At 73.2% G+C, this 20,454-nt stretch carries 18 protein-coding genes; 15 read left to right on the top strand and 3 right to left on the bottom strand.

Annotated elements, in window-relative coordinates; genetic code table 11:
* Nucleotides 1-197: 197 nt before the first annotated feature.
* Nucleotides 198-932, bottom strand: coding sequence for a FadR/GntR family transcriptional regulator (locus tag ABZ948_RS24825; protein WP_359762976.1), 735 nt, complete (start codon nucleotides 930-932; stop codon nucleotides 198-200).
* 86 nt (nucleotides 933-1,018) lie between these two features.
* Between ABZ948_RS24825 and ABZ948_RS24820 the strand changes: the two genes are divergently transcribed.
* Genes ABZ948_RS24820 through ABZ948_RS24805 form a run of 4 tightly spaced genes read left to right on the top strand, consistent with a single transcriptional unit; the run spans nucleotide 1,019 to nucleotide 5,497 of the window.
* Nucleotides 1,019-2,383: a glutamine synthetase family protein gene (locus ABZ948_RS24820; RefSeq protein WP_359762975.1), complete on the top strand. Its 1,365-nt coding sequence runs from the start codon at nucleotides 1,019-1,021 to the stop codon at nucleotides 2,381-2,383.
* Between the two features lie 8 nt (nucleotides 2,384-2,391).
* A complete protein-coding gene (locus tag ABZ948_RS24815; RefSeq protein WP_359762973.1) occupies nucleotides 2,392-3,765 on the top strand; it encodes an aldehyde dehydrogenase family protein in 1,374 nt (457 codons plus the stop codon).
* The gene (locus ABZ948_RS24810) at nucleotides 3,762-4,547 is read left to right on the top strand and encodes a 3-oxoacyl-ACP reductase (RefSeq protein ID WP_359762971.1); all 786 of its coding nucleotides are present in this window, start codon (nucleotides 3,762-3,764) and stop codon (nucleotides 4,545-4,547) included. Before ABZ948_RS24815 ends, ABZ948_RS24810 begins: the two co-directional genes overlap by 4 nt.
* A 44-nt stretch (nucleotides 4,548-4,591) precedes the next feature.
* Nucleotides 4,592-5,497 carry a DUF2510 domain-containing protein gene (locus ABZ948_RS24805; protein ID WP_359763040.1) on the top strand — a complete coding sequence of 302 codons (906 nt, stop codon included), beginning with the start codon at nucleotides 4,592-4,594 and terminating at the stop codon, nucleotides 5,495-5,497.
* A gap of 12 nt (nucleotides 5,498-5,509) precedes the next feature.
* On the opposite strand, the gene ABZ948_RS24800 is transcribed toward ABZ948_RS24805, so the two are convergent.
* Nucleotides 5,510-6,712 (bottom strand): amino acid deaminase/aldolase, encoded by a 1,203-nt coding sequence (locus ABZ948_RS24800; RefSeq protein ID WP_359762970.1) that lies wholly within the window; start codon nucleotides 6,710-6,712, stop codon nucleotides 5,510-5,512.
* A gap of 1,583 nt (nucleotides 6,713-8,295) precedes the next feature.
* Here ABZ948_RS24800 and ABZ948_RS24795 point away from each other — a divergent pair.
* The 3 genes from ABZ948_RS24795 to ABZ948_RS24785 are packed head-to-tail and all read left to right on the top strand — an operon-like array spanning nucleotide 8,296 to nucleotide 11,056.
* Nucleotides 8,296-9,108 (top strand): hypothetical protein, encoded by an 813-nt coding sequence (locus tag ABZ948_RS24795; RefSeq protein ID WP_359763038.1) that lies wholly within the window; start codon nucleotides 8,296-8,298, stop codon nucleotides 9,106-9,108.
* Entirely contained in the window at nucleotides 9,105-10,283 is a 1,179-nt protein-coding gene (gene mycP, locus ABZ948_RS24790; protein ID WP_359762968.1) for a type VII secretion-associated serine protease mycosin, read from the top strand. The genes ABZ948_RS24795 and mycP overlap by 4 nt, the downstream gene beginning before the upstream one ends.
* A gap of 44 nt (nucleotides 10,284-10,327) precedes the next feature.
* The gene (locus ABZ948_RS24785; protein WP_359762966.1) at nucleotides 10,328-11,056 is read left to right on the top strand and encodes an SseB family protein; all 729 of its coding nucleotides are present in this window, start codon (nucleotides 10,328-10,330) and stop codon (nucleotides 11,054-11,056) included.
* A gap of 4 nt (nucleotides 11,057-11,060) precedes the next feature.
* On the opposite strand, the gene ABZ948_RS24780 is transcribed toward ABZ948_RS24785, so the two are convergent.
* Nucleotides 11,061-11,417 (bottom strand): DUF1844 domain-containing protein, encoded by a 357-nt coding sequence (locus ABZ948_RS24780; protein ID WP_031114676.1) that lies wholly within the window; start codon nucleotides 11,415-11,417, stop codon nucleotides 11,061-11,063.
* Nucleotides 11,418-11,814: 397 nt separating this feature from the next.
* Between ABZ948_RS24780 and infC the strand changes: the two genes are divergently transcribed.
* The 8 genes from infC (at nucleotide 11,815) to ABZ948_RS24740 (ending at nucleotide 20,417) form a co-directional block, all read left to right on the top strand.
* Nucleotides 11,815-12,453, top strand: coding sequence for a translation initiation factor IF-3 (gene infC, locus ABZ948_RS24775; RefSeq protein WP_232840736.1), 639 nt, complete (start codon nucleotides 11,815-11,817; stop codon nucleotides 12,451-12,453).
* A gap of 107 nt (nucleotides 12,454-12,560) precedes the next feature.
* Nucleotides 12,561-12,755, top strand: coding sequence for a 50S ribosomal protein L35 (gene rpmI, locus ABZ948_RS24770; RefSeq protein ID WP_003977225.1), 195 nt, complete (start codon nucleotides 12,561-12,563; stop codon nucleotides 12,753-12,755).
* A 98-nt stretch (nucleotides 12,756-12,853) separates the two neighbouring features.
* Complete coding sequence (rplT, locus tag ABZ948_RS24765) at nucleotides 12,854-13,237, top strand: 50S ribosomal protein L20 (RefSeq protein ID WP_010045263.1); 384 nt, start codon at nucleotides 12,854-12,856, stop codon at nucleotides 13,235-13,237.
* Nucleotides 13,238-13,325: 88 nt separating this feature from the next.
* On the top strand, nucleotides 13,326-14,186 hold the full coding sequence (locus tag ABZ948_RS24760; RefSeq protein ID WP_359762963.1) for a TrmH family RNA methyltransferase: 861 nt from the start codon (nucleotides 13,326-13,328) through the stop codon (nucleotides 14,184-14,186).
* A gap of 54 nt (nucleotides 14,187-14,240) precedes the next feature.
* The gene (locus tag ABZ948_RS24755; RefSeq protein ID WP_359762961.1) at nucleotides 14,241-15,383 is read left to right on the top strand and encodes a sensor histidine kinase; all 1,143 of its coding nucleotides are present in this window, start codon (nucleotides 14,241-14,243) and stop codon (nucleotides 15,381-15,383) included.
* A 153-nt stretch (nucleotides 15,384-15,536) separates the two neighbouring features.
* Entirely contained in the window at nucleotides 15,537-16,664 is a 1,128-nt protein-coding gene (gene pheS, locus ABZ948_RS24750; RefSeq protein WP_359762959.1) for a phenylalanine--tRNA ligase subunit alpha, read from the top strand.
* Nucleotides 16,664-19,177, top strand: a complete 2,514-nt coding sequence (pheT, locus tag ABZ948_RS24745) for a phenylalanine--tRNA ligase subunit beta (RefSeq protein WP_359762957.1) — start codon at nucleotides 16,664-16,666, stop codon at nucleotides 19,175-19,177. The genes pheS and pheT overlap by 1 nt, the downstream gene beginning before the upstream one ends.
* Nucleotides 19,178-19,385: 208 nt before the next feature.
* Nucleotides 19,386-20,417 carry a PP2C family protein-serine/threonine phosphatase gene (locus tag ABZ948_RS24740; protein WP_359762955.1) on the top strand — a complete coding sequence of 344 codons (1,032 nt, stop codon included), beginning with the start codon at nucleotides 19,386-19,388 and terminating at the stop codon, nucleotides 20,415-20,417.
* Nucleotides 20,418-20,454: the final 37 nt, after the last annotated feature.

The following is a 20,454-nucleotide window of genomic DNA, read 5'->3' as shown; positions in this document are numbered from 1 at the left end:
GACTCCCGACGGGGCGGCGGTCACGGGGTCGAGCGCGCTACGACTCAATGGAATGAGGCCATACCTTTGCGGTGCCGGACGGGGGAAGGCAAGACCCGTGCGTTAATCGCCCGTAAATCCTCACCAAGCCCGGCCACCGGGAGCCCTCACCGAGCCCGGCCACCGGGAGCCCTCACCAAGCCCGGCCACCGGCCGGCTCAGCCCAGGAAGCCCCGCAGTAGCGCCGCCGTGCCCCCGCAGTGCTCGCGCATGATCTCCCGCGCCTGGTCGGCGTCGCCCTCGATCACGGCCTCCACCAGGGCCGTGTGCTGCTGCTGGGAGTGCTCCAGGTTGCGCACCAGGAGCGGGATGCAGTCGAGCAGGTCGTTGACGGTCGCGCGGACGGCCGCGTACTGGGCCGTGAGGGTGGGGGAGCCGGACAGCTCGGCGAGCGTCAGGTGCAGCAGGGTGTCCAGGCGGCGGTACTCGGCGAGCGGGGCGTCGTGCGTGCGCGCCAGCGCCTCGCGGAGCCGCTCCGCCCGCTCCTCGTCCAGCCCGTGCGTCGCGCACAGCCCGGCCGCGCCCACCTCCAGCACCTCCCGGAAGCGCAGCACGTCCTCTATGTCGACCTCGGCGATCCGCCGCCGCAGCTCGTCCTCGCCGCCGGCGTCCGTGCGCGGCAGCACGAACGTCCCTCCGTAGCGGCCGCGGCGCGACTCGACCAGCCCCTGGTCCTGGAGCACCTTCAGCACCTCGCGCAGCGTCACCCGGCTGATCCCCAGGCGCTCCGCCAGCTCCCGCTCCGCCGGCAGCCGCTCACCCCCCGCCACCAGGCCCAGCCGCAGGACCTGGAGGATCTGCTCCAGGGCCTCCTCGAAGCCGTTGCCCGCGCGCACCGGCCGCAGCACCGGCGTCAGCCGGTCCCGCACTCCGCCGACCGCTTCCTCCGGCATGTGGCCGTACCCCCTTCCCAAGCAATGGTTCTCCGCAATACCTTATGGCTCCCGGCTCGCCGAAAGAAGCCGAAGGAGGCTCTCCCGTGGCAGACCGCACACCCCCGCTGAGCGTCGAGGAGCTGCACGCCCTCGTCGCCGGCGGTGAGATCGACACTGTCGTCCTGGCCTTCCCCGACATGCAAGGGCGGCTCCAGGGCAAGCGGTTCGCCGCACGCTTCTTCCTCGACGAAGTCCTCCAGCACGGCACCGAGGGCTGCAACTACCTGCTCGCCGTCGACACCGAGATGAACACCGTCGACGGCTACGCGATGTCCTCCTGGGACCGCGGCTACGGCGACTTCGCCATGCACCCGGACCTGACCACCCTGCGCCGCGTCCCCTGGAACGAGGGCACGGCCATGGTCCACGCCGACCTCGCCTGGAACGACGGCTCACCGGTCGTCGCCGCCCCCCGCCAGATCCTGCGCCGCCAGCTGGAGCGCCTGGCCGAACTCGGCTACACCGCCCAGGTCGGCACGGAACTGGAGTTCATCGTCTTCAAGGACACCTACGAACAGGCCTGGGACGCGGGGTACAGCGGGCTCACCCCGGCCAACCAGTACAACATCGACTACTCGGTCCTCGGCACCGGCCGCATCGAGCCCCTGCTGCGCCGCATCCGCAACGAGATGGCGGGCGCCGGCCTCACCGTCGAGTCCGCCAAGGGCGAGTGCAACCCCGGCCAGCACGAGATCGCCTTCCGCTACGACGAGGCCCTGGTCACCTGCGACCAGCACGCCGTCTACAAGACCGGCGCCAAGGAGATCGCCGCCCAGGAGGGCATGTCGATCACCTTCATGGCCAAGTACAACGAGCGCGAGGGCAACTCCTGCCACATCCACCTCTCGCTGGCGGACGCCGACGGGAACAACGCCATGGCCGGAGACCTGGAAGGCGGCATGTCCGAGGTCATGCGCCACTTCCTCGCCGGGCAGCTCGCCGCCCTGCGCGACTTCTCCCTCCTCTACGCCCCCAACATCAACTCCTACAAACGCTTCCAGCCCGGCTCGTTCGCCCCCACCGCCGTCGCCTGGGGCCAGGACAACCGCACCTGCGCGCTGCGCGTGGTCGGCCACGGCCGCTCGATGCGCTTCGAGAACCGGCTCCCCGGCGGCGACGTCAACCCCTACCTCGCCGTGGCCGGACTGGTCGCGGCCGGGCTGCACGGCATCGAGCAGAAGCTGGAACTGCCCGAGGCCTGCCCGGGCAACGCCTACACCGCCGACTTCGCCCACGTCCCCACCACCCTGCGCGAGGCCGCCGACCTCTGGGAGAACAGCCCCATCGCCAGGGCCGCCTTCGGGGACGAGGTGGTCGCGCACTACCGCAACATGGCGCGCGTTGAACTGGACGCCTTCGACGCCGCGGTGACCGACTGGGAGCTGCGCCGCTCCTTCGAACGCATGTGAGGCCCTTGTTGTCTTCCGAGCACCTTCTGGAAGTACTGAACCCCGCGACCGAGGAAGTCGTCGCCGCCATCGCCGGGGCGAGTCCGGCCGACGTCGACGCGGCCGTCACGCACGCCGCCAGGGCACAGCGGATCTGGGCCGCCCTGCCCCCCGCGGACCGCGCCCGGCTGCTGCGCCGCTTCGCCGCCACCGTCGACGAGCACCTGGAGGAACTGGCCCGGCTGGAGGTCCGTGAGGCCGGGCACCTCATCGGCAACGCCCGCTGGGAGGCCGGCAACGTCCGCGACCTGCTGGACTACGCGGCCGGGGGAGTGGAGCGGCTCACCGGCCGGCAGATCCCGGTGCCCGGCGGCCTGGACGTCACGATCCTCGAACCGCTCGGCGTGGTCGGCGTGATCGCGCCCTGGAACTTCCCCATGCCGATCGCCGCCTGGGGCACCGCCCCCGCCCTCGCCGCCGGCAACGCGGTCCTCCTCAAGCCCGCCGAGACCACCCCCCTCACCGCCCTGCGCCTGGCCGAACTCGCCCTGGAGGCCGGGCTCCCCGAGCACCTCTTCCAGGTCCTGCCGGGCCGCGGCGACATCACGGGCGACGCCCTGGTCCGGCACCCCGGAGTCGCCAAGATCGTCTTCACCGGCTCGACCCGGACCGGGACCCGCGTCGCCGCCCTCGGCGCCGAGCAGGTCAAGCCCGTCACCCTCGAACTCGGCGGCAAGAGCCCCAACATCGTCTTCGCCGACGCCGACCTCAAGACCGCCGTCGACCCCTTCTCCTTCCTCGACAACTCCGGCCAGGACTGCTGCGCCCGCACCCGCGTCCTGGTGCAGGAGCAGGTCTACGAGGAGGTCCGCGAGCTGCTCGCCGAGGCCCTCGCCGCCGTGGTGGTGGGCGACCCGGCCGACGAGCAGACCCAGATGGGCCCGCTGATCTCCCGGCAGCAGCTCGACCGGGTCCGCAGCTTCGTGCCCGAGGACGCCCCGGCCCTGCGCGGCAGCGCCCCCGACGGGCCCGGCTTCTGGTTCCCGCCGACCGTCCTCACCGGGGAACGGCCGGACTCGCCCGCGGCCTGCGAGGAGATCTTCGGCCCCGTCGCCGTGCTCCTGCCCTTCACCGACGAGCAGGACGCGGTCCGCCTCGCCAACGACACCCCCTACGGCCTCTCCGGCTCCATCTGGACCCGGGACGTCGGCCGGGCGCTGCGCGTCTCCCGGGCCGTCCGCGCCGGCAACCTGTCCGTCAACTCCCACGCCAGCGTCCGCTACTGGACCCCGTTCGGCGGCTACAAGCAGTCCGGCGTCGGCCGCGAACTCGGCCCCGACGCCCTGGCCGCCTTCACCGAAACCAAGAACGTCTTCATCAGCACGGAGGGCCCCGCACAGTGACTGCCCAGGAAAGCATCTGCCGCCGTCTGGTCGGCCGCACGGCCGTCGTCACCGGAGCCGGCAGCGGCATCGGACTCGCCGCCGCCCGCCGTCTCGCCTCCGAGGGCGCGCACGTCGTCTGCGGCGACGTCGACGAGACCCGCGGCAAGGCCGCCGCCGAGGAGACCGGCGGCACCTTCGTGAAGGTCGACGTCACCGACCCCGAGGAGGTCGAGGCCCTCTTCAGGATCGCCTACGACACCTACGGCAGCGTCGACATCGCCTTCAACAACGCCGGCATCTCCCCGCCCGACGACGACTCCATCCTGGAGACCGGCCTGGAGGCCTGGAAGCGCGTCCAGGAGGTCAACCTCACCTCCGTCTACCTGTGCTGCAAGGCCGCCATCCCCTACATGCGGCGCCAGGGCAAGGGCTCGATCATCAACACGGCCTCGTTCGTGGCCAGGATGGGCGCGGCCACCTCGCAGATCTCGTACACGGCCTCCAAGGGCGGCGTCCTCGCCATGTCCCGGGAACTGGGCGTGCAGTTCGCCCGCGAGGGCATTCGCGTGAACGCCCTCTGCCCGGGCCCGGTCAACACCCCCCTCCTCCAGGAGCTGTTCGCCAAGGACCCGGAGCGGGCCGCGCGCCGCCTGGTGCACATCCCGCTGGGCCGGTTCGCCGAGGCCGATGAGATCGCCGCCGCCGTGGCCTTCCTCGCCAGCGACGACTCCTCCTTCGTCAACGCCACCGACTTCCTGGTGGACGGCGGTATCGCCGGGGCGTACGTCACACCCCTGTAAGGGGTCGTGCGGCCGGTGACTCGCCCTACAGTGCCGGGATGAGCATGACGCCTCCGCCCGGCTGGTACCCCGACCCGCACGCCCCGCACCAGGAGCGCTGGTGGGACGGTACGGCCTGGACCGAGCACCGCCGCGCGCCCGAGGCCCCCGCCGGCCCGGTGCCCCCGCCCCCGGGCGGCGGGACCGGGCGGGCGAAGGCCGTCGCGGTCACCGCCGCGGGCGCCGTCCTCGTCGCGGCGATCGTCACCGCGGCGGTCGCCTTCGACGGCGACGGCGGCACGGACACGAGGTCGGCCCCGACGGCGCCCGCCCCCACGTCCCCGGCCGGCCCGCCCGAGCCGACCCCCGAGGCGTCGGCCTCCGAGACGTCCGCCGGCGACCCGGCCGTCGTCGAGGACCAGCTCAACGGCGTCACCTTCCCGCTGCTCGACGGCTGGGTCCGCCCGCAGCACGTCGCCCAGGACGACGTCGTGATGACGACGGACGGCACCTACGACTGCCCCGGCGGCGTCGGCCTCTGCCGCCACGGCATGGTCTTCTCCCGCACGGTGACCGAGACCGACGAGACGTCCCCCGAGGCCCTCGCCAAGGCCGACATCGAGGACGCGGCCGACGAGGCCTACGACCGCGACCGACTCGGCCGCGAACTCCACGGCGGCATCGACTCGCACCAGGTCGTCAAGTCCGGGCCGGTCGCGGTGGCCGGCCGCGCCGGGTACCTCGTCCGCTGGCGCGTGCACACCGCCAAGGGCCCGGGCGGCTACGTCCAGTCGCTCGTCTTCCCCTCCAGCGTCGGCACCGAGTCACCCGTCCTCGTCCGGTACGTCTTCGACGCGGGCGACGACGGGCCGCCGCTCGCCGACATGGACCGCATCACCAAGGGCATCCGGCCGTTCGGCGACGCGGACACGGGCGGCGGCGTGGGCAGCAGCATCGGCCCCTCGGACTGAGGCACCGCGCCGCTACAGGAACGTGTGGCCCTCGCCCCGGTAGGTCGGCACGGTCGCCGTCACCGTGTCCCCCTCGACCAGGTGCAGCGCGTCGAACCGCTCGCACAGCTCACCGGCCTTGGCGTGCCGGAACCACACCTTGTCACCGATCAGCAGGTCGTCGGCGGGCGAGCCGAGCAGCGGCGTCTGCACCTCACCGGCCCCCTCCTGCGGGTCGTAGCGCAGCCCCTCGGGCAGATACGGCACGGGCGACCGGTCCGCCCCGGCCGCCCCGGAGGCGGGATACCCGCCGCCGAGCACGGTCACCACCCCGACCCCCGGCCGCCGCACGACGGGCTGCGCGAAGAGCGCGGCCGGCCTGCCGCGGAACGACGTGTAGTTGTCGAACAGCCGCGGCACGTACAACCCCGACCCGGCGGCGATCTCGGTCACCGCGTCCTCGGCCGCGGTGTGCTGCACCGACCCGGTGCCGCCGCCGTTGACGAACTCCAGCCCCGGCACGACGGCCCGCACCGCGCGCACCACCTCGGCGCGCCGCTCGGCGAGTTCGCGCTTGGCGGCCGCCTGCATCAGCCGCACGGCACGGGACCGCAGCGGCCGCCCGGCCACCGCGTCCCCGACACCCGCGATGTGCCCCTCGTAGGCCATGATCCCCACGACCTCGAAGCCCGGCCGCCGGGCCACCGCCCGGGCCACGTCGGCGACTTCGGCGGGGGAGTGCAGCGGCGACCGCCGGGCCCCGACCCGCACCCGCCCGCCGAGCAGCCTCAAGGACGTGTCCAACTCCAGGCACACGCGCACGACTTCACGCCCGCCGCCCCGGGACGCGTCGATGAGATCGAGCTGGGCGACGTCGTCGACCATCACGGTGACGGCGGCGGCGAGCTTGGGATCACCGGCGAGTTCGGCGTACGCGGCACGGTCGGCCGACGGGTAGGCGAGCAGCACGTCCTCGAACCCCGACCGGGCCAGCCACAGCGACTCGGCGAGGGTGAACGACATGATCCCCGCGAAGCCGTCCCGGGCCAGGACGCGTTCGAGCAGCGCCCGGCACCGCACGGACTTGCTGGCGACCCGGATCGGCTTGCCCCCGGCGCGGCGGACCAGATCGGCGGCGTTGGCGTCGAAGGCGTCCAGGTCCACGATCGCGAGAGGGGCGTCGAGATGGGCGGTGGCCCGGTCGTAACGGGCCCGGTCGGCGGCGCGCGCAGTCATGAACGCAGCCTGCCAGACTGGATTACCGCAGGGTAGGGGGACGTTCCGGGCAGATGCCCCGGGCTCGTGGACTGGTTCCCGTTCGCCCAGGGACAAGCCGTAGAGTGACGCGCACGTGCGGCGGAACGACGCCGGCCGGGAAGCCGTGCCGGATGACGCTCCGTCCGTGCGGGTATGTGTGCCCGGGACGAGTCGGTGCCGGGCCTCGGGCAGGACATCACCGGCCCGCGCGAGAACGAGCGGCCCGGGTACGAGGAAGCGGGGGGTGCATGAGCACGGAAGCGCGACGCGCCTCCTTCCCCCCGCGCCCCTCCACACCTCCCCGCCCTTCCACCCCACCCCGCCCGCCCCACCCGCCCGCGCCGGCGGCGGACGGACGGGATCCTCTCGACACCGACGGCTCGACGCGGGCCGCACAGCGGCAGCCCTCCCCGGACGACACGAACCGGTCCGGAGCCGGTGGTGGGGCGAGTGCGGACTCCGGTGCTCAGTCCGGTCCGGGTGCTCGTGCGGGGTTCGGTTCCGGTACGGGCGGCCGTGCGGACGCCGGGTCCGGTCCGGGCGTGGACGCTCGTACGGGCTCCGGCGCGGGTGGCCGTGCTGGTTCCGGCTCGGGCGCGGGTGGCCGTGCGGGTTCGGCGGCCGGTGTGCCGCGGCCGTCCTCGGACCGTGACGCGGCTCCGACCGGTTCCGCGGGCTCGGCCGGTTCCACGGCCGCTGGCCGGGACTCCTCCGCCGGGCGCTTCGGCCTCAGCGGCGCGTCGACCGGGGCAGGCACGGACCAGGGCCATGCGACCCGGGGCGGCGCGACGGCCCCCGCGCGGGCCGATGCCCCCGCCGGCCGCCCCCGCTTCCCGAGCTTCGGTACCACCGCCGCGCAGCGCGGCGAGTCCACGCCGCCCCCGCCCCCCGCCTCCGCCCGCTTCCCGGACACGCCGCCCGGCGTCACCCGCGACCGCTCGACGGAGACGGCTGGTCGCCCGTACCGGCTCTCGACCAGCGGCCCTTCCGATTCCCAGACGGGGAGGTCGTCGGACTCCTCCGGCCGGATGGGCGGTTCCGGTCTTTCGGACGAGGGCTCGGCCGGGGCGAACCGGCCCTTCCGCCTCCCCACGCCCCGCCGTACCGGCGCCCCGGACGAGAAGTCGACCGAGACGACCGCACGCCTGCGTCCCATCCCCGCTGAACCGTCACCCACCGAGGCCGCCGAATCCTTCGGCCGCCCGGGTACGCCGGGCACGGCGCCCATGTCGTCGGCGGGCCGTCCCGGTGCCGTACGGCCGGGAACGCCGCCGCGCCCCAACCGCGAGCCGCAGCCCGGCGCCGCCGCCGGGACCGGTGCCGATGCCGCCTCGACCCCGGGGCGCGGGATACGCCTGCCCGCGGCCCCCGGCCGACAGCCGCACACCTCCCCGCCCGCCCCGCACGCCCCGCCGGCCCCCCGGACCCCTACCGCTCAGCCGACCCCGCGGCCACCTTCCGCCCCGCCGGCCTCCGAGCCCAGCCCCGTCGCGCCCGACCCGGCCCTCTCCTGGAGCGCCCCCCTCGCCCCCGGGGGTACGCCCGGCGCCACGCGGCCCCTCGTGTCCTTCGGGGAGCCCGAGGGGTACGACGGCGCCGCCCGGCCCCGTCCGCTCGGGCGGCGTGGCAGGTCGCAGGCCGCCGCGGCCGCCGTCTGCCTCGTGCTCGGGCTGGGGCTCATCTCCGGCGCCGTCACCGGCAGCTGGCTGGTCGGGGACTCCGGCGGCGAGGGCTCGCGCAGCACCTTCACCGCCGCCGGCGGCCTCTGGCACACCGTCCCGGTCGACCAGCTGTTCCCGCCCACCGTGCAGGGCCAGGGCGCCGGCCCCGGCGGAGCCGACCGCACCTGGACCCGGATCGCCGTCGCCCCGGACAGCGGCTGCAAGGGCGCCTTCGACCCCCTGCTCCGCAAGGCCCTCGCCCCCGTCGGCTGCGAACGCCTCCTGCGCGCCACCTACACCGACGCCACCGAGAGCTACGTGACCACCGTCGGCCTGCTCTTCACCACGGCCGACGCCCCCGGCATGACCTCCCTCGCGAACCGTTTCCGCAAGGAGCGCCTGGACCGCCGCAGCGACCTCATGCCTCTGCCCTACGCCGCGAAGGACACCCCCGCCGCGGAGTTCGGAGCCCGGCAGCGCGCCGCCTGGACGGTCTCCGTGCTCACCGAGGCCCCGGTCGTCGTCTACGCCGTCTCCGGCTGGGCCGACGGCCGCACCGTCGACGACCCGCAGCCCGCCGAGGACGCCACGGAGTCCGGCGCCACCACCGCCCCGGCACAGGCCGGCCTCGGCTACGAGGCGAAGGGCCTCGCCGACCGCGTCGAACGCGGCCTCCGCAAGAACGTCCGCTCGGCCACGGAGCAGTCGTCGTGAAAGCCGTCACGTCCCGCACGGGCGGGTTCCTGAGTGTCCTCCTCGCCGCCGGCCTCGTCCTGGTCCCCTCCGCCACCGCCCACGCCGACGGCATCCGCGCCCAGCAGTGGGCCCTGGAGGCCATGCACACGCAGGAGGCCTGGCAGACCACCAAGGGCGCGGGCGTCACCGTCGCAGTCCTGGACACCGGCGTCGAGGCCGACCACCCCGACCTGGCCGGCAACGTCCTCCCCGGCAAGGACCTGGTCCGCTTCGGCGCCGAGCCCGGCGACCGCGCCTGGGCCCGCCACGGCACCGCCATGGCCGGGATCATCGCCGGCCACGGACACGGCCCCGGCAACGCCGACGGCGTCCTCGGCATCGCCCCGGAGGCGAAGATCCTCCCCGTCCGCGTGATCCTGGAGGACGGCGACCCCTCCCGGGCCAAGGCCCGCAGCACCCGCGGCAACGCCCTCGCCGAGGGCATCCGCTGGGCCGCCGACCACGGCGCCGACGTCATCAACCTCTCCCTCGGCGACGACTCCGCCTCCGCGCACCCCGAACCCACCGAGGACCAGGCCATCCAGTACGCCCTGAAGAAGGGCGTGGTCGTCGTCGCCTCCGCCGGCAACGGCGGCGAGAAGGGCGACCGCATCTCCTACCCGGCGGCCTACCCGGGCGTCATCGCCGCCACCGCCGTCGACCGCTCCGGAACCCGCGCCTCCTTCTCCACCCGCCGCTGGTACGCCACCGTCAGCGCCCCCGGCGTCGACGTCGTCATCGCCGACCCGGACCACAAGTACTACGAGGGCTGGGGCACCAGCGCGGCCGCCGCCTTCGTCTCCGGCGCCGCCGCCCTGGTCAAGGCGGCCCACCCCGGCCTGACCCCGGCCCAGATCAAGAAACTCCTGGAGGACACCGCCCGCGACGCCCCCGTCGACGGCCGCGACGACTCCCGCGGCTTCGGCTTCGTCGACCCCGCCGCCGCCATCAGGGCCGCCGCACGCCTGAAGCCCGAGGGCCTGCAGTCGGCCTCCTACGGCGCGAAGTACTTCGGCAGCGGCCCGGACGCCGTCTCCTCCGGCGACGGCACCGCCGACTGGGCCGCCCCCCTCGCGGGCGGCGCCGGCGGCGTCCTGCTGGTCGCGGCCGTCGTCCTGTGGCGTGGGCGCCGCACGAGCCACCAGGACTTCTGAGCCGCCGCTCGGGGCACGCAGCCCGGCCGATAGGGTCGACGACCGTGGCGAACAAGAACATCCCCGACCCCGGCTTCTCCGACGACGACGGCTCCGCCGACCCCCGGCTGAGCGCGGCCCTCGCCGCCTGGGCCGAGGACCGCACCGCCGTGGGCCCCGTCCTGGAGGCGCTCAAGGGCGCCCGGCTGCTGGTCCCCGTCGTCGCCGTGCTGGGTGAGGTCGAGGAGGACGAGCGGGGACTGCGCCGCGAGAAGACCAGCGACATGGCCGTACCGACCCTCAAGGCCGGGAAACGCACCGCCCTGCCCGCCTTCACCTCCACGGACTCCCTCGCCCGCTGGGACCCGCAGGCCCGACCCGTCGCCGTACCCCTGCACCAGGCCCTCCAGGCCGCCGCGCACGAGAAGGCGGACACGGTCGTGCTGGACCTGGCCGGACCGGTGGCGTTCGAGCTGACCGGCCCCGCCCTGCTCGCCCTCGCCGAGGGCCGTGCCACCACCGACCCGCTCGCCGACCCGGCCGTCGTCGGCGCCGTGCGCGAGGCCGTGGCCGCCGAGCCCGCCGTCCTGCGCGCCCACCTCGGCCCCGGCCGGGCCGACGGCACCCTCGCCCTGGTCCTGGACCCGTCCGCGGCTCCCGCCGAAGCCGCCCGGTCCGTCGCCGAGCGCCTGGCCGCCGACGAAACACTGAGGGCCCGCCTGGTGCGCGGCCTCGACCTGGCACTGCTGCCGGCCGAGGCGACGCCCCCGGGCGAGCCCCTGTTCGTACGCTGAGCGGCTAGCCGTAGACCGGGCCCGTGTACTTCTCGCCCGGGCCCTGGCCGGGCTCGTCCGGGACCAGCGAGGCCTCACGGAACGCCAACTGCAGCGACTTCAGGCCGTCGCGCAGGGGCGCCGCGTGGAAGGAGCTGATCTCGGTCGCGGACGCGTCCAGAAGACCGGCCAGCGCGTGCACCAGCTTGCGGGCCTCGTCCAGGTCCTTGTGCTTCTCGCCCTCCTCGGTCAGACCGAGCTTCACGGCGGCCGCGCTCATCAGGTTGACGGCGACCGTCACGATCACCTCGACCGCCGGGACCTCGGCGATGTCGCGGGCCATGGCGTCGAAGTCGGGGGACTCAGGAGGGGTCTCACTCATGCCCCACACGATAGGCGCAGGCCGGGCGTGAGCCGCACCAGCCCCCGGCCTGCCACAATTAGCCGTTCCTGGCCAATGCTGGTAATCTCGTGTAACGACCGGTCGGACCCGTATGCCTCACAGCCCGCGAGCCCGACCCACAAGTGGAGGCTTTCGAACTCCCACCTGACCGCCCCCAGGGCGGCGGGTCACCGGTCAGACGGTCCCGTCCCAGCGGCGGCGACCCGTCCGAAAGCGCGCCCCGCGGCTTCCCCGCGGCGGTGCTCCGGTAGTTCGAGGAGCCCCGCCTGGGAATCGTCCGGGGCATTTTTCTTGCTTCGGCGCGGTTAGGTCTATCGAAAAGAGACGTTACGCGGCCGTCCGCCAGACCGTCGCGTGGTGCTACCGAGGAGGATCCATCAGCGCCGAGCCCCGCATCAACGACCGGATTCGCGTTCCCGAGGTGCGACTTGTCGGTCCCAGTGGCGAGCAGGTGGGCATCGTCCCCCTGGCCAAGGCACTGGAGCTTGCGCAGGAGTACGACCTGGACCTGGTCGAGGTCGCGGCGAACGCCCGTCCGCCCGTGTGCAAGCTCATGGACTACGGGAAGTTCAAGTACGAGTCGGCCATGAAGGCCCGTGAGGCGCGCAAGAACCAGGCGCACACGGTCATCAAGGAGATGAAGCTCCGGCCGAAGATCGACCCGCACGACTATGACACCAAGAAGGGTCACGTCGTCCGGTTCCTCAAGCAGGGCGACAAGGTCAAGATCACGATCATGTTCCGTGGTCGCGAGCAGTCCCGGCCCGAGCTGGGCTACCGACTGCTGCAGCGTCTCGCGGAGGACGTCCAGGACCTCGGTTTCGTCGAGTCGAACCCGAAGCAGGACGGCCGGAACATGATCATGGTTCTCGGTCCGCACAAGAAGAAGACCGAGGCGATGGCCGAGGCTCGCCAGGCGCAGGAAGCCCGCAAGGCGGAAGCGAAGGCCAACCCCGGCAAGTCGCAGAACGCCGCGGACGCCGAGGCGCCGGCCGAGGAGCCCGCCGAGGCGTGACCCCCGGGACGCCAGTCCCAGGAAGCAACCGAAACAAGACGACGCTCCACCGTGCCCGGTTTCACGACCGGGCACCGGAGCGCCACCGACGAGGAGAGAACGGCGCTATGCCGAAGAACAAGTCGCACAGCGGTGCCAGCAAGCGCTTCAAGATCACCGGCTCCGGCAAGGTGCTCCGCGAGCGCGCCGGCAAGCGCCACCTGCTCGAGCACAAGTCGTCCCGTGTGACGCGTCGCCTCACCGGCAACGCCGAGATGGCCCCGGGCGACGCCGCGAAGATCAAGAAGCTTCTCGGCAAGTGACGCCCCGGCGCGTGAGCGCCGTACGTACGTCAGACCGGGACCCAATCGATTTCGGGCCGTGTGAGGACCACCACGGCCCCGCTACAAGGAGTTAAGAAGTGGCACGCGTCAAGCGGGCAGTCAACGCCCACAAGAAGCGCCGGGCGATCCTCGAGCAGGCCTCCGGCTACCGCGGTCAGCGTTCGCGCCTGTACCGCAAGGCCAAGGAGCAGGTCACCCACTCGCTGGTCTACAACTACAACGACCGCAAGAAGCGCAAGGGCGACTTCCGTCAGCTGTGGATCCAGCGCATCAACGCCGCTGCCCGCGCCAACGGCATGACCTACAACCGCTTCATCCAGGGTCTGAAGGCCGCCAACATCGAGGTCGACCGCAAGATCCTGGCCGAGCTGGCCGTCAACGACGCCGGTGCGTTCGCCGCGCTCGTCGAGGTCGCCCAGAAGGCGCTGCCGAGCGACGTCAACGCCCCCAAGGCGGCCTGACGCCGGCTCCGAGCCGATGTGACTGACAGGACCCGCAGGCCGTTCGGCCTGCGGGTCCTGCTGTGCAGCTACCGAGAAAGCGAACAGGATGTCCCCTGCCACCCCCGAGCTCATCTCCCCCCGCTCCACCCGCGTCCTGGCGGCGCGACGGCTGGCCAAGCGGAACTTCCGGGGGAAGGAGCGGCTGTTCCTCGCGGAGGGGCCGCAGGCCGTGCGGGAGGCCGCGGGACATCGGGCCGGGGGCTCGGCCACGCTCGTGGAACTGTTCGCGACGCTGGAGGCCGCCGAGCGGTACGCCGACATCGTCGGGGCGGCCCGGGACGCCGGAGCCCGGGTGCACCTCGCCTCCGAGCAGGTCATCGCCGACATCTCCACCACCGTCACCCCGCAGGGCCTCGTCGGCGTCTGCCGCTTCCTGGACACGCCCTTCGACGACGTCCTGAAGGCCCGGCCCCGGCTGGTCGCCCTCCTCGCGAACGTGCGCGACCCCGGAAACGCCGGCACCGTGCTGCGCTGCGCCGACGCCGCCGGCGCCGAGGCCGTCGTGCTGACCGACGCCTCCGTCGACGTGTACAACCCCAAGGCCGTCCGCGCCTCCGTCGGCTCCCTGTTCCACCTGCCCGTCGCCGTCGGCGTCCCCGTGGAGCACGCCGTCCAAGCGCTGCGCGCCGCCGGTGTCCGCGTCCTCGCCGCCGACGGGGCCGGCGACCGCGACCTCGACGACGAGCTCGACAAGGGCACCATGGGCGGCCCGACCGCCTGGGTCTTCGGCAACGAGGCCTGGGGCCTGCCGGAGGAGACCCGCGCCCTCACCGACGCCGTCGTGCGCGTCCCGATCCACGGGAAGGCCGAGAGCCTGAACCTCGCCACCGCCGCCGCCGTATGTCTCTATGCGTCGGCGCGTGCACAGCGCGCCTTCGGAGGGTGCCGCTCCGTCACCGGGAACTAGTAGGGTGACCAGCTCAGGGACCCCTCTGCGGAGCCTTGGAGGTGGGGTACGGGGATGACTGTCGCCACGAGCAGCGCACCGGGAGCCCAGGACGCCGGGAACCCGCCTGCCGCGGCCCGGCCGCCCGGGGATCTCGCCTGCCTCGGCATCGACCCCGACCAGCTGCCCGACGGGCTCGTCGTCGCCGACGAGCAGGGCCGCGTCATCTGCTTCAACGCCGCCGCCGAGCGCATCACCGCCGTCCGCGCCCGCGAGGCCCTCGGGCAGCCGCTGGAGAAGGCCCTGCCATTAGAGGACCTCGAAGGGCGCCGCTGGTGGCAGCTGACCGACCCGTACGGCGGTCTCGCCATCCGCGTCGGACAGCCCGAGCGCAACCTGCTCCTCCCCGGCGGACGCGAGGTGCTGGTCTCCGCGCGCTACGTCCGCACCCGGCCCACCGGACCCGTCCGCCGCCTGGTCGTCACCCTGCGCGACACCGAGGCCCGCCGCCGCACCGAGCGCAGCCACGCCGAGCTGATCGCCACCGTCGCCCACGAACTGCGCTCCCCGCTCACCTCCGTCAAGGGCTTCACCGCCACCCTGCTCGCCAAGTGGGAACGCTTCACCGACGACCAGAAGCGGCTGATGCTGGAGACCGTCGACGCCGACGCCGACCGCGTCACCCGGCTCATCGCCGAGCTGCTCGACATCTCCCGGATCGACTCCGGCCGCCTGGAGGTGCGCCGCCAGCCCGTCGACATCGGCGCCGCCGTGGGACGGCACATCCAGGCCTACGTGGCCGCCGGGCAGCCCGCCGACCGGTTCCTGCTGCGGGTCCAGCAGCCGCTGCCCGACCTGTGGGCCGACCCCGACAAGATCGACCAGGTGCTCAGCAATCTGCTGGAAAATGCCGTGCGGCACGGCGAGGGAACTGTCACGATCGACGTCACGGCCACGGCGTCCCCCCGCGAGGGCGAGGACACCGGTACGTCGGTCACGGTGAGCGACGAGGGGCCCGGCATCCCGGAGGAGTCCATGAACCGCGTCTTCACCCGCTTCTGGCGGGGCAGCAAGCGCGGTGGCACGGGCCTCGGGCTCTACATCGTCAAGGGCATCGTCGAGGCCCACGGCGGCACCATCACCGTCGGCCGCGCCCCCGGCGCCGGCGCCGAGTTCCGATTTACGTTGCCCGTGGCGGCTCCGGCGTATCTCGCCTGAGGACCACGGGCGCATTCGTATACCTCCACCCCGTTAGACTCGGCCATTGGCACCTTTGTGTCCCTGCAGACGGCCGTGAGTCGGTCGCGGGGGCCTTCAGCCTGGGGGCACCTCCCAGCGGTAGCTGGGGGACAATCGGAAGCACGGGAAGAGATGTCGGCACCGAATAAGTCGTACGACCCGGTCGAGGTCGAGACGTTGAAACCGGAAGAGATCGAGCGCATGCGGGACGAGGCGCTCGCCGCCTTCGCCGCCGCGGATTCCCTCGACGCGCTCCACGAGGCCAAGGTCGCCCACACCGGCCCCGCCTCCCCGCTGGCCCTCGCCAACCGCGAGATCGGCGCCCTGCCCCCGCACGCCAAGGCCGAGGCCGGCAAGCGGGTCGGTCAGGCCCGCGGTGCCGTGAACAAGGGCCTCGCCGCGCGTCAGAGCGAGCTGGAGGCCGAGCGGGACGCCCGGGTGCTGGTCGAGGAGGCGGTGGACGTCACGCTGCCCTACGACCGCGTACCGTCCGGCGCCCGGCACCCGCTCACCACCATGATGGAGCGGGTCGCGGACGTCTTCGTGGCCATGGGCTACGAGGTCGCCGAGGGGCCCGAGGCCGAGGCCGAGTGGTTCAACTTCGACGCCCTGAACTTCCTGCCCGACCACCCGGCCCGGCAGATGCAGGACACCTTCTTCGTGCAGGGCCCCAAGGGCACCGAGGAGTCCGGCTCCGGCGTCGTCCTGCGCACCCACACCTCCCCGGTGCAGGCCCGTGCGCTGCTCGACCGTGAGCTGCCCGTCTACATCGTGTGCCCCGGCCGCGTGTTCCGCACCGACGAGCTGGACGCCACGCACACGCCCGTCTTCCACCAGATCGAGCTGCTCGCGGTGGACGAGGGCCTGACCATGGCCGACCTCAAGGGCACGCTCGACCACATGGTCCAGGCCCTGTTCGGCGAGGACATGAAGACCCGGCTGCGGCCGAACTACTTCCCCTTCACCGAGCCGAGCGCCGAGATGGACATGCTCTGCTACGTCTGCAAGGGCGAGTCCATCGGCAACCCCGACCGCCCCTGCCGCACCTGCTCGTCCGAGGGCTGGATCGAGCTCGGCGGCTGCGGCATGGTCAACCCGCGGGTGCTCACGGCCTGCGGCGTCGACCCCGAGAAGTACAGCGGCTTCGCCTTCGGGTTCGGCATCGAGCGGATGCTGATGTTCCGCCACAACGTCGAGGACATGCGAGACATGGTCGAGGGTGACGTCCGGTTCACCCGGCCGTTCGGGATGGAGATCTGATGCGGGTCCCGCTTTCTTGGCTGCGGGAGTACGTCGACCTGCCGGTGACGGAGACCGGCCGGGACGTCCAGGCCAAGCTCATTTCGGCCGGTCTGGAGGTCGAGACCGTCGAGCAGCTCGGCGCCGACCTCAAGGGCCCCCTGGTCGTGGGCCGGGTGGCGACGATCGAGGAGCTGACGGAGTTCAAGAAGCCGATCCGCTTCTGCACCGTCGACGTCGGCCAGGCCAACGGCACCGGCGAGCCCCAGGAGATCGTCTGCGGCGCCCGCAACTTCGCCGTCGGCGACAAGGTCGTCGTCGCCCTGCCCGGCGCCGTCCTGCCCGGTGACTTCCAGATCGCCGAGCGCAAGACCTACGGCAAGATGTCCCGCGGCATGATCTGCTCCAGCGACGAGCTGAACATGGGCGACGACGGCACCAAGGGCATCATCGTGCTGCCCCCGGAGACCGAGGTCGGCAAGGACGCCGTCGAGCTGCTGGAGCTGGTCGACGAGGTCCTCGACATCGCCGTCACGCCCGACCGCGGCTACTGCCTGTCCATCCGCGGCGTCGCCCGCGAGACGGCCATCGCCTACGGCCTGCCGCTGCGCGACCCGGCCCTGATCGACGTGCCCGGCCCGAACGCGTACGGCTACCCGGTGCGGATCTCCGACCCCACCGGCTGCGACCGCTTCACCGCCCGCACGGTGACCGGCCTGAGCGCCGAGGCCCGCTCCCCGATCTGGCTGCAGCGCCGGCTGCAGAAGGTCGGCATGCGCCCGATCTCGCTCGCCGTCGACGTCACCAACTACGTGATGATGGAGCTCGGCCAGCCGCTGCACGCCTACGACCGCGGCCTGGTCCAGGGCACGATCGGCGTGCGCCGCGCCGAGCCGGGCGAGAAGCTCACCACCCTCGACGGCGTCGAGCGCACGCTGGACGCCGAGGACCTGGTCATCACCGACGACCGCGGCCCCATCGGCCTCGCCGGTGTCATGGGCGGCGCCAACACGGAGATCGCCGACCACGACAACGTGGAGAACGCCACCGCGGACGTCGTCATCGAGGCCGCCCACTTCGACGCGACCTCGATCGCCCGCACGGCCCGCCGGCACAAGCTGTCCTCCGAGGCGTCCCGGCGCTTCGAGCGCGGCGTCGACCCGCAGGCCGCCGCCGCTGCCGCGCAGCGCACGGTCGACCTGCTGGTCCTCCTCGCCGGCGGTACGGCGGAGGCCGGCGTCACCGAGGTCCTCGCCCCGACCGCGCCGCGCACCATCACCATCCCGGCCGACCACCCGGACAAGGTCGCGGGCGTCGCCTACGGCCGCGAGACCGTCGTCCGGCGGCTCCAGGAGATCGGCTGCGACGTGTACGGGCAGGACGAGTTGATCGTCACCGTCCCGTCCTGGCGGCCCGACCTCACCGACCCGAACGACCTGGCCGAAGAGGTCATCCGCCTGGAGGGCTACGAGAACCTGCCCTCCACGCTGCCCAAGCCGCCGGCGGGCCTCGGCCTCACGGACCGGCAGCGGCTGCACCGCCGCGTCGGCCGTGCCCTGGCCGGTGCCGGGTACGTCGAGGCGCTGAACTACCCCTTCATCGGCGAGCAGGTCTTCGACCAGCTCGGCCTGGACAAGGACGACCCGGCCCGCCGCGTCGTGAAGCTCAGCAACCCGCTGAGCGACGAGGAGCCCGCGCTGCGCACGACGCTGCTGCCGGGCCTGCTCGCCGCCCTGCGCCGCAACGACGGCCGGGGCTCGCACGACCTCGCGCTGTTCGAGTCCGGCCTGGTCTTCCGGCCGCGCGAGGAGCAGCGGATCGCGGCCGTGCTGCCCGTCGACCGCCGTCCGACCGACGAGGAGCTCGCCGAGCTGAACGCCGCGCTGCCCGAGCAGCCGCGACACGTCGCCGTCGTGCTCGCCGGCGCGCGCGAGCAGGCCGGCTGGTGGGGCAAGGGCCGTCCGGCCGACTGGGCCGACGCGGTCGAGGCTGCGCGGGCCGTCGCCCGTGAGGCCGGTGCCGAGCTGGTCATCCGCAAGGGGCAGTACGGGCCGTGGCACCCGGGGCGGTGCGCCGAACTGGCCGTCACCGTCGACGGTGCCGAGCGGGTCGTGGGGCACGCCGGTGAGCTGCACCCGCGAGTCGTGAAGGCGCTGGGGCTGCCCGCGCGCACCTGCGCGATGGAGCTCGACCTGGACGCGGTGGAGTCCGCCGGTGACGCCACGGTGGCGGCGCCGCGCATCTCCACGTTCCCCGTCGCCACACAGGATGTCGCCCTGGTCGTCGACGCGGTGGTTCCGGCGGCGGAGGTCGAGGAGGCGCTGCGCGACGGGGCCGGTGAACTGCTGGAGTCCATCCGGCTGTTCGACGTGTACGAGAACGCCGAGCAGCTGGGTGAGGGGCGGAAGTCGCTCGCCTACGCGCTGCGGTTCCGGGCGGCCGACCGGACGCTGACCGTGGACGAGGCCTCCGCGGCCCGGGACGCGGCGGTCGCTCTCGCCGGTGAGCGGGTGGGTGCCGAGTTGCGGAGTTAGCGCCGTGAGGCTGCGCGGTGGTGCCGCCGCGGGTTCGTCGTGGCTGGTCGCGCAGTTCCCCGCGCCCCTTGCGGGGCGGGTCACCTCACTCTTTTGAGTGGTAAACGGGGGTGATCCCGCCCTTTCGGGTGGACTGTCCAACAGAATCGGACCGGCCTTCTGGGCCGGTCCGATTCTGTGTGTCAGGGCCTATTGGGGGGCCATCGGCATGATCCGCATCAAGGGTCGGGTGCGCAGCCTCGGACTGCCGACGGTGTGGGGCGCGGCGGCCGTCACGTACAAGCTGGCCTGTCCGCTCGCCCAGGAGACCCACCTGGAGGCGCGGCTCGTCACCAGCGCCGTGTTCTTCGCGGTCGGGACGGGGCTGATCCTCCATGTGCGGCAGTCGCTGACGCGTGAGCTGCGGCAGTTGCGCCGGGTCGCGGGCGCCGCGCAGGACGCGCTGCTGCGGCCGCCGCCCTCGAACGTCGGCGGGCTGGACGTCGCCGCCGCCCAGCTGTCGGCGGAGCGGGGCGCCGCCATCGGCGGTGACCTGTACGAGGTCGTCGCCACCGAGTACGGCGTACGGGCCGTCATGGGTGACGTACGCGGGCACGGGATCGGCGCGCTGGGAACCGTGGCCGCCGTGCTCGGCTGCTTCCGCGAGGCCGCCCACGACGAGAAGGAACTCGGCGCGGTGCTGCGCCGGCTGGAACGCGCGCTCGACCGGCATCTGCGCCAGGGACATCAGGCCAGTGCCGCCGAGGAGTTCGTGACCCTGTTGCTCGTGGAGATCCGGTCCGACGGCGAGATGCTCGCCCTGAACTGCGGGCACCCGTGGCCGTTTCGGATGGGCCCGTCGGGCGTCCGCCAACTCGCCCCGGCCGATCCGTACCCACCCCTTGGCCTGTTCCCCCTGCCGGCCGAGCTGACCACCGTAGGTCTGGGGTTCCTGGGGCCCGGTGACGCGCTGTTCCTCTTCACGGACGGCGCGCAGGACGCGCGGGATGCCCGTGGCCGGTTCTTCCCCCTGTCGAGCGTGGTGACGAGCCTCGGGCAGGCAGAGCCCCGCTCAGCCCAAGCCGTTCTGCGCGGAGTTCTCGCCGCTCTCCGGAACCACACACGGGACGCGCCGTCGGACGACATCGCCCTGATGGTCGTCACCAACAGCCGCGACACGTCCCGCAGGGGCGCGGGGAACGGCGCGGCCGGTCAGGAGACACCCGCAGCCGGCAACGCACCACTGACACAGCGGCGATGACCCGCCCGGTCCGGCCGGCGGAGCCGTCCGCCCCGCC

The sequence above is a fragment of the Streptomyces olindensis genome (assembly GCF_040645895.1).
Lineage (GTDB): Bacteria > Actinomycetota > Actinomycetes > Streptomycetales > Streptomycetaceae > Streptomyces > Streptomyces olindensis.
This window is presented reverse-complemented; position numbering and strand designations above follow the sequence as displayed.

Coding starts and splice junctions, on each gene's coding strand:
- ABZ948_RS24825 (WP_359762976.1), bottom strand. CDS start 932: ATGCCGGAGGAAGCGGTCGGCGGAGTGCGGGACCGGCTGACGCCGGTG.
- ABZ948_RS24805 (WP_359763040.1), top strand. CDS start 4,592: ATGACGCCTCCGCCCGGCTGGTACCCCGACCCGCACGCCCCGCACCAG.
- ABZ948_RS24800 (WP_359762970.1), bottom strand. CDS start 6,712: ATGACTGCGCGCGCCGCCGACCGGGCCCGTTACGACCGGGCCACCGCC.
- ABZ948_RS24780 (WP_031114676.1), bottom strand. CDS start 11,417: ATGAGTGAGACCCCTCCTGAGTCCCCCGACTTCGACGCCATGGCCCGC.
- rpmI (WP_003977225.1), top strand. CDS start 12,561: ATGCCGAAGAACAAGTCGCACAGCGGTGCCAGCAAGCGCTTCAAGATC.
- ABZ948_RS24760 (WP_359762963.1), top strand. CDS start 13,326: ATGTCCCCTGCCACCCCCGAGCTCATCTCCCCCCGCTCCACCCGCGTC.
- ABZ948_RS24755 (WP_359762961.1), top strand. CDS start 14,241: ATGACTGTCGCCACGAGCAGCGCACCGGGAGCCCAGGACGCCGGGAAC.
- pheS (WP_359762959.1), top strand. CDS start 15,537: ATGTCGGCACCGAATAAGTCGTACGACCCGGTCGAGGTCGAGACGTTG.
- pheT (WP_359762957.1), top strand. CDS start 16,664: ATGCGGGTCCCGCTTTCTTGGCTGCGGGAGTACGTCGACCTGCCGGTG.
- ABZ948_RS24740 (WP_359762955.1), top strand. CDS start 19,386: ATGATCCGCATCAAGGGTCGGGTGCGCAGCCTCGGACTGCCGACGGTG.